Here is a 13,992-nt window from a genome sequence, read left to right on the forward strand (position 1 = left end):
GCGAACCGCGGCTCTTTGGCTTCAGCTGGCGTTCGTGCGGCCCTCACGTCGGACCGCATCCGCTTCCGCTCTGATCGCAGCCAATGGCTTTTGGCCTGTCGAATCAAGGTGGACTTTTGGCCAGTGTGCGACCACGTCGAGTCTACGCTGTTCTTGTCCCGACCGCGAGGGGACAACGCGGCGCCCGATGAAGACCATTGCAACGGGCCGTTTTCGCAAGCTGTACCGCGAGCCGGCCCGTCTCGATCGCGGGGCCGATATGATTGCGGACCTGTCGGGCCATCAGCGCAGGAGTGCGAGCGGCAGGTCCAGGGCGGCGAGCGGCAGGGCCGCCAGGGCCGCGGCCCGGAGCCAGGTGGGACGATAGGCAATCAGCGCCACCACGGCCACCGCCGATCCGGTGAGCGAGCCGATCCACTGCACCGGTCCGAAGCTCCATCCGGCGGAGGCGACGGCGGCCGCGAAGGACAGGGCGAGCCCCGCCCAGCCGACCGCACGCAGGCCGCCGACCCGCTTTCCGCGCATCGGGGTGCGGAAAACCGCGCGGTGATGCCGGTCCAGGCTGAGCGCGAGGGCGGCGAGGCCCGAGAAGCCCAGGAGCAGGGACAGGACGAGGGCCGGGATGGTCACGCTTCGGCCGCCCTGTGCAGGATCGCCCTGGTCCGGTTCTGTCTCGGCCGGGCCGTCAGCCGCGCCCCGACGGCGAGCAGCAGACCCAGACCCGCCATGGCCGCGTCGAAGCCCAGGAAGCGGACCTCGCCCACGGTCAGGGCATCGACCCCGGGGATCGCCAGGAACGCGAATGCGGGCACGATGAGGGCGAGGGGCCAGGCCCGGGCCCGGGGATAGAACGCGGACGCGATGGCCGCGAGGATCCAGGCGGCGAAGAAGCCGCGCACCTCCCACTCCGCCCGCGCATCGAGATCCACCGGCAGGAGGCGGTTGGCGAGGAGATAGGCGGCGAGCCCGGCGGGAAGACCCGCGATGGTGCCGAGGTTTAAGACGCGGACGAGGCGCAGGCCGAAGCCCTCCGGATCGGCCCCCTTCGGAGCCCGTGCGACGGTCCACAGAACCAGGCCCGTCGCCACGGTGGCGGCACCCATGAGGCCGCAGAGGAAGAACAGCAGGCGCAGGGGCGCGGCCGCGAAATGCGCTTCGTGAAGGCCGACCATGACGGCGCCGGTCCGCGTGGCCGCCCCGGCCTCCCCGATGCGCCCGATCTCGGCGCCCGTCGCCGCGTCGTAGGCGATCTGTGGGTGGAGATGGGCGAGCCCCGGCGGTTCCTCGAAATAGGCGGTGACGGTCGAAGCGGCATCGCCGGGCCCGGAGACCATGACGACTTCGGGCGTCTGCCCGGTCGCGGCGATCGACCGCGCTACGATCTCGCCGAGGGGCAGCGCCGTGCCGGGCCGCCCGGCCGGCGGCCGGCCCGCGATCATGAGACCGGCTTCCGCGTAATAGCGCAATCCGTTGCCCTGATACGCCGTCAGGACCGGCCAGGGCATCAGCATCGATGAGAGGGTGACGAGGCCCGTATAGACGATCATGAGGTGGAACGGCAGCGCGAGAACCCCCACGACGTTATGGGCGTCGAGCCAGCCGCGCTGCGCCGAGCGGTCCCGCCGGAAGGTGAAGAAATCGGCGAAGATCCGCCGATGGGTCACGATGCCGGTGACGAGGGCGATCAGCAGGACCATCGCGCAGGCGGAGACGATCCAGCGTCCCCAGATCGGGGGCAGGTTCAATTCGAAATGGAACCGATAGAGGAAGTCGCCGCCGCGGCTGTCGCGGACCTTCGACCGCTCACCCGTCAAGGGATCGAGCAGCGCGTGATGAAATGGCCCCCCGGGGCTCTGCCACCAATAGACCTCGACCGCCGGGTTCTCGGCATTGGGCGGCCTGACCGACCAGCCCACGGCGTCCGGCATCGTCTTCCGAAGGAATGCACCCGCGCTCGTCGCCGCGGCGACGGGATCGGACGCCGCCTCCGACAGTTCCGGCCGCATCCAGCTCGAGATTTCGGGGCGGTAATAGCTGGCGGTTCCGGTCACGAAAATCGCGAACAGCACCCAGCCGACCACGAGGCCGGACCACGTGTGCAGCCACGCCATCGACTGGCGGACGCTCCTGGATCGACTCACGCTGCGCTCCCGCCCTGGAAGGCGCCCGCGAGCCACAGGCCGGTGCTGAGCAGCGCCGCGACGACACCCATCACGAGCGCCGCCCGCCCGAGCGACCGCGCCGCGAACACCCAGATCACCGCGGCCGCCATGATCGCGAAGCTCGCCAGCGTCGCCGTCGACACCGCTTCGGCTCTTGTTCCGGGCAGGACGAGGGCGAGCCAACCGCTCGCAAGTGCGGCGACCGTATAACTGCCCAGGATCGCCAGAAGCACGCGCGCGGCGATCGCGAGACGACAGGCGAGAGCCGGATGCACCCGGGCGCGCACGGCATCAGCGCTCATGGCATCACCTCTCGTTGCCGTGATCTCATGCCGGCACCTAAGCGCGGCCTTCAGGGGGACGCAACGGCTATGTTCCGGAATAATTCCAAAGCGCGCAGAGGTGCTTAGAATACTTCGCACCGTCACGGGCTGACCCAATCGGCGGGTCGATGCGGAGAACGGCCGCCGCCTGGACCGGATGGCTGCGGCCGTGCCTCCGGGCTCAAGCACCGTCCCCGAAGGGGGCAACCGGCCTCAAGTCGGACGTGACGATGCGGGGACATTCCGATCCGCCTGCGCCGGCGACTCCCATCCTGCGCGAACACGCGGTTTCAAGAGCTGGCGCTGGTTTCCTCTCCGATGGCGGTTGCCGTTTCACCCTTCACGTTCGGGATCGTCGCCCGGTCGATGCCTGTCCGCCACACGCCCGTCCTTCCGTTCTGCGGGCGAACGGTTTCACGCATCGATCTTGGCAACAGACGTCGCGTCCTCGCCCCCCCTCCTGCACGGGACAGGGGGCCTACAGCGCATCCTCGAGCCGACATGTGAACACTCTCCCGCGAGCAGGAGCTGCGTCGGCCAAGTACGGTGTGTGAAACCGATAGCCCGCAGAGGGGGAGGAAACGCGCAGGGCCGGGCGCTGGCATCATCCGGCGGCCGGTACGAGACAGGGCGGCACTCACTCTGTGTCCGATGGAAACGCGTGAAGAGCGCACTGACCGTCCGAGGGGTGCTTTGGCAGCGATCACGCCGGTTGCCGGCGAAGCCTGCCCACGACCCGTTCTTCCCCGACGTCCTCAGCCCGAGCCGCATCGCGGTGGTTCAGCGCCCGGGTTGCGCGGCCACATGGCCTTGATCGGATCTGCGCAGCGCCGAAACTGCATCCTGGGCGCTCGGCGGCAAATCGGATCCGGCTCCGGGTCGGACACGGGATGCCGGCGATTCGGCAGCGGGTCGGGTCACGGTCCGATCGCGTTCGGTGCCCCGGGCGTAGCCAGCATTGATGCCCGCGTAGAACCCCGTGAAGTCTCCGGCGTGGGCGCAGCCGGAGATCATGAGAAGGACCATCGAAAACAGGACAGGACGCATGGCGGACCCGAAACACGAAGGACGGCGGCCCCATCGGAACCGCCGCCCTCCAATCTTGTCATGGATCGCGGCGGCAGAACGACCGCCGCGGGTCCGTCAATCTTCGACGTTGATGCTCTGGGCCTCGCGACCCTTCTGCCCGTCGACCACGGCCAGGGTGACCTGTTGACCCTCGGCGAGCGACTCGAGCCCGGCGCGGGAGAGTGCCGAGCGGTGGACGAACACGTCCTTGCCGCCGTCATTGACCGACACGAAGCCGAAGCCCTTTGCAGGGTCATACCACTTCACCGTGCCGCTCATCTCCACCGACGGGCCGCCCGCGAAACGGCCACCCCCGCCACCGCCGCCGCCGCCAGCTCCGTAGCCACCGCCGCCGCCACCACCGTAGCCGCCTCCGGCACCGCCAGCACCACCGGGGGCGCCGCCGTAGCCGCCTGTGCGCGGCCGGAACTCACGCCGGGGCGCAGGCGCCTCGGCCGTGGACGTGTCGACGCTGGTGACGCTGGTCACCTGCGGGCCCTTCTGACCCTGGGCGGTGGTCACGGTCAGGCGGGTACCCGGCATGAGATCCGCGTGGCCGGCGGCCTCGACGGCGCGGATGTGGAGGAAGGCATCGCCCGAGCCGTCGCCCAGCTCGACGAAACCGAAACCCTTCTCCTTGTTGAACCACTTGACGGTGGCATCACGTTCCGGCCCCGACGCCACCGGCGCTGCGCCGCGGGCCGGACCACGGTCGAACCCGCCGCCTCCGAACCCGCCGCCACCGCCGGCGCCGCCTCCGAAGCCGCCGCCACCGTACCCACCACCGAATCCGCCGCTGGGGGGTGCCTGGTCAGGCCATCTCGGCTCGCCACTCTCGTCGAAGCCGCGCTTCTGCGGCCCCCTGAAATCACGACCACGTCCCATCGAAAGCTCGCAAAAACCGTCCGCCGCCCTAAATTCCGAATACCGCGTGCGCGCCATCCCAGACAGCCCACGCCCCGCACTATCATTACCCCAGGTCGCGGTAACCAAGAATAACGCCCCAGTCCTGACGCAATCGGGCCTTGACCGCAAGGACCTTCTTGGCCCAGACGCGCCCATTTCGTTACTTTCTTGCGGTAAACAACGCAGGCGTGCGAAGCCCTCCGGCACATTCATTCACATGCGAGAAACCGCATTAGCGAAACGCAAACGCTGGCACGCTAGGGTCGAAAACGCGTCCCGCACTGCGCTCGGCCATGATCGCGACACCGACCTTTCCCGATCTCTCGGCCCTCGTCGTCGATGAGAGTCTCTACATCCGCCGAATCGTGCGCGACATGCTGATGCGCGTCGGCATCAAGCGCGTCCTCGAAGCGCCGGACGGCGCCGAGGCCCTGGGCGTGCTGGCGGAGAGCAAGCCGGACATCAGCATCATCGACTGGGACCTGTCGATCCTGTCGGGCGAGGAATTCATCCGGCTCGCGCGCACGCCCACGACCTCGCCCTGCCCGACCATCCCGATCATCCTGATGCTCGCCCAACCCCGCCGGAACGTCGTCGACCGGGCGGTGGCGCTCGGGGTCAACGAGATCATCGCCAAGCCGTTCTCGCCGAAGACCCTGTGGTCCCGCCTCGACGAGGTGATCAACCGGCCGCGCCCCTATTCGCAGGTGAAGAGCCTCCTGCGGCCGATCCCAAGGCGGGCCGGCATCATGAAGGCCGTCGCCTGACACCTGTCACGATCGGACGTTGCAGTTCCCCGCCGAGCCTGTAGGGTCACGGATTAGCTCAGGCCGAGCGCAACGCTCCCGGCCGACCCGAAGGACCGACGGCCGCGCCGATGAGGGACGAGACCGCCGCGGCCGCGCCGTCCCGAATCCAGCTCGGCGCAGCGCCGCACCAGCCGCCGGCCGGGCTCCCGGGCCGCGAGCGCCGTCGCCCCGCCTACGCGGCGCTCGACCTCGGCACCAACAATTGCCGCCTGCTGATCGCGGAGCCCACCTTCTCCGGCTTCCGCGTCATCGACGCGTTCTCCCGCATCGTCCGGCTCGGCGAGGGCCTCGGGACCTCCGATCGGCTCAACGAGGCGGCGATCGAGCGAACGGTCGAAGCCCTGCGCATCTGCCGGACCAAGATGCAGACCCGCGGCGTGCAGCGGGCCAAGGTGATCGCCACGGAGGCGTGCCGGCTCGCGGTGAACGGGGCGGCCTTCGTCGAGCGCGTCCGCCGGGGGGTGGGCCTCGACCTCGAGATCGTTGACCGCCAGACCGAAGCCTATCTCGCTGTGACCGGCTGCGCGGCCCTAGCCGATCCGCTGGCGGAATCGGTGGTGATCTTCGATATCGGCGGCGGTTCCACCGAGATCGCGTGGCTGGACGGTGCCGCCGCCAACCCCTCCACCGACCCGACCCTGCGGATCCGGGCCTGGGATTCCCTGCCCGTCGGCGTGGTCACGCTGGCCGAGCGCCACGGCGGTGCCGAGGTCACTCGGCGCATGTTCGAGGGCATGGTCGAGGAGGTGGCCGGCAAGCTGTCCCCCTTCGCGCTCCGGGCCGCCGCGGCCGCGACCGCGCCCCATTTCCATCTGCTCGGCACGTCGGGCACCGTCACGACCATCGCGGCGATGCACCTGCGGCTGGCGCGCTACGAGCGGCGGCGGGTCGACGGCCTGTGGATGAACGACGACGATGTCACGACCGCGATCGACGATCTCCTGGATACCCGGCTCGAGCAGCGGGCCGACAACCCGTGCATCGGCCGCGACCGGGCCGATCTGGTGCTCGCCGGATGCGCGATCCTGGAGGCGATTCGCCGGGCCTTCCCGTCCGAGCGCCTGCGCATCGCCGATCGAGGGCTGCGCGAAGGATTGCTGATGAACATGATGCGCGAGGACGGGGTCTGGATCCGGAAGGCCGTGCGATGAGGGCATCGCGATGAGCGACCGGCGCGGCGGCGCGAGTTCCGGCGGCGGTGTGCGCGGGGAGCTGAAGCAGCGGGTGAAGACCGGGCGCGGGCGGACCCTGTCGCAGAAGCGCTGGCTGGAGCGGCAACTCAACGACCCATACGTGGCCCGGGCCAAGCGCGAGGGCTACAGGTCCCGGGCGGCCTACAAGCTGATGGAGATCGACGAGCGCTACAAGCTGCTGAAGCCCGGCCAGCGGGTGGTCGATCTCGGCGCCGCCCCGGGGGGCTGGTCGCAGATCGCCGCCCGGGCGGTGGGTCCGTCGGGTCGGGTCGTCGGCATCGATCTGCTGGAGATCGAGCCGATGGCGGGGGTGGACTTCATCACCCTGGACTTCCTCGATCCCGAGGCCCCCTCCCGGCTGACCGCCTTGCTCGGCGGCCCGGCGGATCTCGTGCTGTCCGACATGGCGGCCAACGCCACCGGCCACAAGAAGACCGATCACCTGCGCATCATCGGCCTCGCGGAAACGGCCGCGGAGTTCGCCCGCGAGGTACTGGGGCCGGGGGGCGCCTACCTCGCCAAGGTGCTCCAGGGCGGCACCGAACATGCTCTGCTGGCCGACCTCAAGCGCGACTTCGCGACCGTCCGCCACGTGAAGCCGGCGGCGAGCCGGGCGGATTCGAGCGAACTCTACGTCCTGGCCACAGGCTATCGCGGGACGCCGGCCGGTGTCCCGGCCCCCGACGGGGACTAAGCCCGACGGCGATGCTGGTCGCCTGGGCGCTGGCGCAGTTCAATCCCGCGCCGCTGCGCCTGCGCCGGCTCGGCTACGTCCGGCAGAGCGGGCTGCTCCACGCCCGATCCCGGCGCTGCCGCGCCGCCTGGACGCCGCACCTGGAGCGTGCGCGCGGCGTGGTCGCAGCCGCCGCGGCGGCGACGCCGCGGCGCGGGCTGGCGGTCGTCATCGGCTCCGGACTCCTCGACGACGTGCCCCTGGATCGTCTCGCAACCCTGTTCGAACGCGTCAGCCTCGTGGACGCGGTCCATCCCTGGCCGGCGCGGCTCGCGGTCCGACGCCACGCCCATGTCCGCCTGGTGACCGCCGAGATCGGGGCCGGCCTCGCCGGGGACCTAACCGAATGCTGCGCGGGCGCAGATCTCATCGTCTCGGCCAACCTGCTCTCGCAGATCCCGATCGTGCCGCTCGACGCCTACGAGGCTCGGGGATGCGCGGCGCCTTCCCAGCTCGGGGCTCGATTGATCGAGGCCCATCTCGCGGCCCTGGACGCCTTTGCCCGAACCGCCGGACGGGTCTGCCTGATCACCGACACGGTGCAGCGGGAGGAGGATCGCGCCGGGAGGATCACCGACAGCCTCGACCTGATGTTCGGGGTCGCCCTGCCCCAGCCGGAAGCGGCTTGGGATTGGGAGATCGCGCCCTACGGCGAGATCGGCCGGCATCACCGGCTGGTCCACCGGGTCCATGGCTATCCGGACTGGCGCGCGGCCCGCCGCTGAGCGGCGCGGACAGAAAAGGCCGCCCCGATTTCCCGGGACGGCCTTTTTCAGTTCCATCGTTGGCGATGTCCGCTCACTCGGTCGGTGCGTCCTCGGCGGGCGTGCGCGCCTCCCCGTCTTCCGCGGCACTCTCGAAGCGCGGGCGGCGGCGGCGGCGCGGCTTGGCCGCCGGAGCCTCCTCGGCACTCGCCTCCGGCTCCGGAATCACGTCCGGCGGCTCGGCGGCTTGTACGGGGCGCGCAGGGGCCATCAGGAACGCCGGCAGGCCGCTCGGATCCTCGGCAGCCACGACGGGGGCGGCCTCACGGCGGCGCTCGCGCCGCGGGGCGGCCTCGCGGCGCGGAACGCCCTCCGATCGGCCCTCGGCTCGGGGCTCCTGCCGGTTGTCGGACCGCGGCTCCGATCGTGCCTCGGTCCGCGGTGCCTCGCCGCGTCCGGTGTCGTAGCGGTTCTGGTCGCCGCGCAGGTCCTGACGGTTCTCGGAGCGACCGTCCTGCCGGTTCTCCTGCGCACTCTCCTGGCGCGTGTCCTGCCGCGTGTCCTGCCGATTATCCTGGCGATCCTGCCGAAAATCCTGCCGGCCGTAATCCTGGCGGTCCTGCCGGTTGACCGGACGGTCCTGACGATAATCAGGGCGCTGGTAATCGGGCCGCTGATAATCCTGGCGCGGCTGATCCTGACGCGCCTGATCCGGCCGGCGGTAATCCTGTCGGCCGGTGTTGTCCCGGCCGTTGTTGTCGAACCGCCGCTGGTCGCGGTTCTGAAACCGGTCCCGGTTCTGGCGGCCGTCCTGCTGGTTGGACTCCGCGCGGTTGTCGTAGGGCTGGGGCTGTTGGCCGGGATCGCTGTCGTCGTAGCCGTTGTAGGCGTGACCGTTCTGGGACGCGCCGTTGCCCTGCCCGTCCTCGTCGCCTTCGTCCATCTCGTCGTCGAAGCTTCGGCTGGCGTAACCGCCCGTGTTTGCCGGGCGGGTCTGCTCCTGAGCACCAGATACAATCCGGAAGTAATGCTCGCCGTGCTGGAAGTAATTTTCGGCCGCTACTGGGTCACCAGCTGCCAGAGCGTCCCGCGCGAGCTGCGCGTATTTGTCGGCGATGTGCTGCGGGGTGCCACGAATTTTGACATCGGGACCGTTGGATTCGTACGAGCGCGTCAGCGGATTCGGACCTTTCGGCCGGTTCCGGCCGCGCATCCGTCGATTCTGATTTGGTCTCATTGGTCTGTAATGACCCTCGTTCACGCAAACGACTGTCTTCAGGAGCGCCCGGCAAACATCTCGAGACGCAGACCGGTCAAGCGCACCCGGCGGCGCCGCGCGTTCAGCCGCATTGCGACCGTCGCGTCAGTCTGACCATCCCTCGCACCGCGTGCCCTCACCAGGCACCGGAAACCAGCTGATTGTCAGGTTCGAGTGTTGCCGAACCGCCGCGCCATCACGCGCGCTCTGGTTCAACGTTTGGGGGATCAGCAAACCCATCGACGACCAGCGTGCATCGCTGACCGTACAATCGTCCGTCTTAACGAACGGTTCGCGATCTTCAAGCCGACACTAGCGTTCCCCGGCTGATGCAACAAGCATTTTTTCGACGGTGAAGCGTCGACCCTTACTTAGGCTTCCGTGTCGCCGGTGGGAAGACCGAAGCACAGGACCCTGTCGTTGGCCGCCAGGTCGCGGGTCAGGCCGCGATCCGAGAAGCCGGCCGCGAGGGCGAGACGGCGCACGGCCGCCGCCTGATCGTAGCCGATCTCTAGGGCGAGCGTCCCGCCGGGGGCAAGCAAGTTCCCGCCGTGAACACCGTCGAGGATGCGCCGGTAGGCGTCGAGCCCATCCGTCCCGCCATCGAGGGCCGCGATGGGATCATGGGCCCGGACCGCCCGGTCGAGGGTCGGGATCACGGCGCGCGCGATGTAGGGGGGATTCGAGACCACGAGGTCGAAGGCGCCCTGGACCGCATCACACCAGTCCGAGACCGCGAAGGCCGCCCGCTCGCCGAGCCCGTTCGCTGTGGCGTTGTGGCGGGCCACCCGCAACGCACCGAACGCGCGGTCGAGGCCGATCCCGGAGGCGCGGGGAAGCTCGCTGAGGAGCGCCGCCAGGATACAGCCGGACCCGGTGCCGAGATCGAGGCAGCGCAGGGGCGCATTCCGGTCCGGCACGGCGGCGAGCGCGGCCTCGACCAGGATCTCGGTATCCGGCCGCGGGACCAGGGTCTCCGGCCCCAGCCGGATGGGCAGGCCCCAGAATTCCCAGGTCCCGAGGATGCGGGCCACGGGCTCCCCGGACAGCCGCCGCGCCAGGGCAGCGTCGAGGGCGGCGGCCTCGTCGTCCCCCAGGGGCCGTTCCCCGTCGAGGAGGAGGTCGCGGGCCTCGATCCCGAGGATGCCCAGCACCAGAAAGCGGGCATCCCTGGACGCTCCGTCGAGACCACCGGCCTCCAGGGCGGCCACGCAGTGCCGCAGGGCCGCGCGGCGGGACAGGCCACGGCTCGATCCGGTCGTCACGACGGCGCTCAGGCCATGCCCTCGGCGGCCAGCAGCTCGGCCTGATGCTCGGTGATCAGGGCGTCCACCACCTCGTCGAGGGCCGTGCCCGCCATGACCTCCTCCAGCTTGTAGAGGGTCAGGTTGATCCGGTGATCGGTCACCCGGCCCTGCGGGAAGTTGTAGGTGCGAATCCGCTCGCTGCGGTCGCCGGAGCCGACCTGCGCCTTGCGGTCCGCGGCCCGGGCGGAATCCTTGGCGCTGCGCTCGGCATCGTAGAGCCGCGCGCGCAGCAATGTCATGGCGCGGGCCCTGTTCTTGTGCTGCGAGCGCTCCTCTTGGACGAACACGACGATGCCGGTCGGCAGGTGGGTGATGCGGATCGCCGATTCCGTCTTGTTGACGTGCTGGCCGCCCGCCCCCTGGGCGCGCATCGTGTCGATCTTCAGGTCCGCATCGTTGACGTGGATGTCGACCTCCTCGGCCTCCGGCAGCACCGCAACGGTGGCGGCCGAGGTGTGGATGCGTCCCTGGGTTTCGGTGTCGGGCACGCGCTGCACCCGGTGGGCGCCACTTTCAAACTTGAGCCGGGCGAACACGCCGCGCCCCTTCACCTCCGCCACGACCTCGCGGAAGCCGCCGACCGTGCCCTCGCTCTCCGAGATCACCTCGACGCGCCAGCCCTTCGACTCGGCGTATTTGGCGTACATGCGGAACAGATCCCCCGCGAACAGGGCCGCCTCGTCGCCGCCGGTGCCGGCGCGGACTTCGAGGATCGCGCTCTTCTCGTCGGCGGCATCCTTGGGCAGGAGCAGGAGCTGGAGGTCGTGATGCGCAGCTTCCAGCGCGGCCTGCGCCTCGGGCTTCTCGTCGGCCGCCAATGCCCGCATCTCGGGGTCGGTGCCGGGCTCGTCGATGAGAGCCTCGACACCCGCGAGGTTCTCCAGGGCTGCCCGATAGAGGCGGATCGCCGACACGACCGGATCGAGGTCCGAGAGCTCGCGCGAGAGCTGGACAACGGTGTCGGGATCGCCCTCGCCCGTGGCGAGCTGTGCGGTGACGAAATCGTGCCGCGCCAGGATGGCGTCGAGGCGCTCGGTGGGGAAGGGGATCATCGCCCGTGTTTCTGCAGGTCAGTGCGCTTTGGTCCAGCCGGGGCGCGGCTCACGTCTCGAGCGCGGAAGGGCGCGGCTCGCCGGGTCTTCGACCCGGCACGATGTCCTCCCCTCCCCGCCCCGCCGATGCGAGGGCGGACGCCGCGGCGCGCCGCCCGGAAGCGCCGTGGCGTTGCCGTACATCCCCGGCCGAATGTTCGGCAAGGGCCGGCCTTAGATAGGGATGCCGCGGGCGTGCGCGAAGGCGGTCAGCGCCGGACGCAGGGAATCGCCGTCGTGCATGCGCGCCATTTCGGCATCGATGAGTTCGGTTACGGCGTCTGCGTCGAGGCTCAGCACCATCGCCTTCACCGGTCCGATGGCGGCCGGCGACATGGATAGATCCCGGTAGCCGAGGCCGATCAGCGCCATGGCGTCCAGCGGCCGCCCGCCGATCTCGCCGCAGACCGTCACCGGACAGCCGGCGGCGTTGGACCGCTCGGCGATCAGCCGGAACGCCCGCAGGGCCGCGACGCTGAGCGGATCGAACCGGTTGGCGACGCGCCGGTTCTCCCGGTCCACCGCGAACAGGAACTGCATCAGATCGTTCGAGCCGACGGACAGGAAATCGGCCTCCTGGGCGATCTCGTCGATCTGGAACAGCAGCGAGGGCACCTCGATCATCGCCCCGAGCTTGCACTCGCTCGGAAGCCGGTAGCCGTGGCGCTTCAGGTAGGCCTTCTCGCGCTCGACGATGCCGCGGGCACGCACGAACTCGTCCACCGTGGCGACCATCGGGAACATGATCTTGAGCGGGTCGCCGTCGGCGGCCTTCAACAGCGCCCGCAACTGCATCCGCAGCAGAGCCGGCCGGTCGAGCCCGATGCGGATCGCCCGCCAACCCAAAGCCGGGTTCTCCTCCTCGAGCTTGGCCATGTAGGGCAGGATCTTGTCGCCGCCGATATCGAGGGTCCGGACCGTCACGGGCTTGCCGGCCGAGGCCGCGAACACCTTGCGGTAGAGGTCCTGCTGCTCCGCGGCCGACGGCATCCGCTGCGCCACCATGAATTGCAGCTCGGTGCGGAACAGGCCGACGCCCTCGGCGCCGGTCTCGTGCAGGTGGCTGAAATCCACCAGCAGCCCCGCATTGAGGTGCAGGCCGACCCGCACCCCGTCGCGGGTCCGCGCCGGGACGTCGCGCAGGGCCCGGTACTGCTCCTGCCGGCGGGCGCGCAGGCGCACCATCTCGGCATAGGCCGCCTCGATCTCGGGGCCGGGCCGGACGTGGATCTCGCCCGCGACGCCGTCGACGATGATCGCGTCCCCGGCGTCGCAGAGCGCCGTGGCGTTCTCCACCTCGCCCACCGCCGGGATCCCGAGCGCCCGGGCGACGATCGCCACGTGGCTGGTCGGACCGCCCTCCTCCAGGACGATGCCGCGGAGCGTCGAGGCCTCGTAATCCAGCAGCGCCGCCGGCCCCATCGTGCGCGCCACGAGGATCGCGTTCTCGGGCAGCACCAGCACCCCCGCCGCCTCGGGGCCGATCAGGGCGCGCAGCAGCCTGTTGGCGAGGTCGTCGAGATCGTGCAGGCGATCGCGCAGATACGGATCGGATTGGCGCATCATCCGGGCGCGGTTGTCCGACTGGACCCGCTCCACGGCGGCCTCGGCGGTCAGGCCCGAGGCCACCGCCTCGCGCATCCGCCGGAGCCAGCCCTTGTCGTGGGCGAACATCCGGACGGTCTCCAGCACCTCGCGGCTTTCCGCGGTGCCGATCCGATCGCCGCGCTCGACCAGGGCGTCGATCGCCGAGCGCACCTCCTCGATCGCCTCGTCGAGGCGCGCGACCTCGCGCTCGACATTCTCGGCGATCAGCGTCTTCACGACGACGCGGGGCTCGTGAAGCACCACGTGGCCCAGGCCGATCCCGTCGGCGAGCGCGATGCCCCGGGCCAGGACCGGGCGCCGGGCGGCGGTGCCGGCATCGGGCGCCAGGCCCTCCAGCTCGCCCGAGGCGATCATCTCCGAGAGCACCATCGCGGTGGTCTGGAGCGCCTCGATCTCCTCCTCGGAATAGACCCGGTAGGTCTTGTTCTGGACGGTCAGGACGCCGAGGGTGTTGCCGGCGCGCAGCAGCGGCACGCCCAGGAAGGCGTGATACGCCTCCTCGCCGGTCTCCGGGCGATACGAGAAGGCCGGATGGTTCTGGGCGTCCGAGAGGGACAGCGGCTCGGCGTTGCGGGCGATGAGGCCGACCAGGCCCTCGTCGGCGCGCATCCGGGTCTGGTGAACCGCCTCGCGGTTCAGGCCCTCGGTGGCGAACAATTCGAGGGTAATGTCGTCCCGCAGCACATAGACCGAGCAGACCTCGGCCACGACGTTGGCGGCGATCAGGACGACAATGCGGTCGAGGCGCGCCTGAGGGCTGACCGGCTCCGCCATCGCTTCGCGGAGGCGGCGCAGCAGCAGGCGCGGGCCTCCGGGCGCAGCGGGCATCG

Annotated in this window: 12 protein-coding genes; 4 read left to right on the forward strand and 8 right to left on the reverse strand. The window is 70.1% G+C overall.

Translation table 11 applies throughout. The features are described 5' to 3' along the window. Window positions 1-282 precede the first annotated feature (282 nt). The 4 genes from AC3IF1_RS25995 to AC3IF1_RS26010 form a co-directional block, all read right to left on the reverse strand. Window positions 283-630 (reverse strand): DUF3325 domain-containing protein, encoded by a 348-nt coding sequence (locus AC3IF1_RS25995; RefSeq protein ID WP_489219937.1) that lies wholly within the window; start codon window positions 628-630, stop codon window positions 283-285. Next, window positions 627-2,111, reverse strand: coding sequence for a PepSY-associated TM helix domain-containing protein (locus AC3IF1_RS26000; RefSeq protein ID WP_489220476.1), 1,485 nt, complete (start codon window positions 2,109-2,111; stop codon window positions 627-629). Before AC3IF1_RS26000 ends, AC3IF1_RS25995 begins: the two co-directional genes overlap by 4 nt. A 26-nt stretch (window positions 2,112-2,137) precedes the next feature. Then, a complete protein-coding gene (locus AC3IF1_RS26005) occupies window positions 2,138-2,464 on the reverse strand; it encodes an iron transporter (RefSeq protein WP_489219938.1) in 327 nt (108 codons plus the stop codon). Window positions 2,465-3,628: 1,164 nt separating this feature from the next. After that, window positions 3,629-4,438 (reverse strand): cold-shock protein, encoded by an 810-nt coding sequence (locus AC3IF1_RS26010; protein WP_489219939.1) that lies wholly within the window; start codon window positions 4,436-4,438, stop codon window positions 3,629-3,631. A gap of 314 nt (window positions 4,439-4,752) precedes the next feature. On the opposite strand from AC3IF1_RS26010, the gene AC3IF1_RS26015 reads away from it, so the two are divergent. From AC3IF1_RS26015 to AC3IF1_RS26030, 4 genes are all read left to right on the forward strand, one after another. Then, window positions 4,753-5,226 (forward strand): response regulator, encoded by a 474-nt coding sequence (locus tag AC3IF1_RS26015; RefSeq protein WP_243965911.1) that lies wholly within the window; start codon window positions 4,753-4,755, stop codon window positions 5,224-5,226. Window positions 5,227-5,336: 110 nt separating this feature from the next. Next, the gene (locus AC3IF1_RS26020) at window positions 5,337-6,419 is read left to right on the forward strand and encodes a Ppx/GppA phosphatase family protein (RefSeq protein ID WP_489219940.1); all 1,083 of its coding nucleotides are present in this window, start codon (window positions 5,337-5,339) and stop codon (window positions 6,417-6,419) included. Between the two features lie 10 nt (window positions 6,420-6,429). Beyond that, on the forward strand, window positions 6,430-7,155 hold the full coding sequence (locus AC3IF1_RS26025; RefSeq protein WP_243965905.1) for an RlmE family RNA methyltransferase: 726 nt from the start codon (window positions 6,430-6,432) through the stop codon (window positions 7,153-7,155). 11 nt (window positions 7,156-7,166) lie between these two features. Further along, on the forward strand, window positions 7,167-7,919 hold the full coding sequence (locus AC3IF1_RS26030; protein WP_489219941.1) for a hypothetical protein: 753 nt from the start codon (window positions 7,167-7,169) through the stop codon (window positions 7,917-7,919). 73 nt (window positions 7,920-7,992) lie between these two features. On the opposite strand, the gene AC3IF1_RS26035 is transcribed toward AC3IF1_RS26030, so the two are convergent. The 4 genes from AC3IF1_RS26035 to ptsP form a co-directional block, all read right to left on the reverse strand. Beyond that, window positions 7,993-9,111 carry a DUF4167 domain-containing protein gene (locus AC3IF1_RS26035; protein WP_489219942.1) on the reverse strand — a complete coding sequence of 373 codons (1,119 nt, stop codon included), beginning with the start codon at window positions 9,109-9,111 and terminating at the stop codon, window positions 7,993-7,995. A 416-nt stretch (window positions 9,112-9,527) separates the two neighbouring features. Then, entirely contained in the window at window positions 9,528-10,421 is an 894-nt protein-coding gene (prmC, locus tag AC3IF1_RS26040; protein WP_489219943.1) for a peptide chain release factor N(5)-glutamine methyltransferase, read from the reverse strand. Window positions 10,422-10,429: 8 nt separating this feature from the next. Then, complete coding sequence (gene prfA, locus AC3IF1_RS26045; protein WP_489219944.1) at window positions 10,430-11,515, reverse strand: peptide chain release factor 1; 1,086 nt, start codon at window positions 11,513-11,515, stop codon at window positions 10,430-10,432. Window positions 11,516-11,728: 213 nt separating this feature from the next. After that, complete coding sequence (ptsP, locus tag AC3IF1_RS26050; protein WP_489219945.1) at window positions 11,729-13,990, reverse strand: phosphoenolpyruvate--protein phosphotransferase; 2,262 nt, start codon at window positions 13,988-13,990, stop codon at window positions 11,729-11,731. Between the last annotated feature and the right edge of the window lie 2 nt (window positions 13,991-13,992).

Source organism: Methylobacterium sp. E-012 (genome assembly GCF_057836545.1).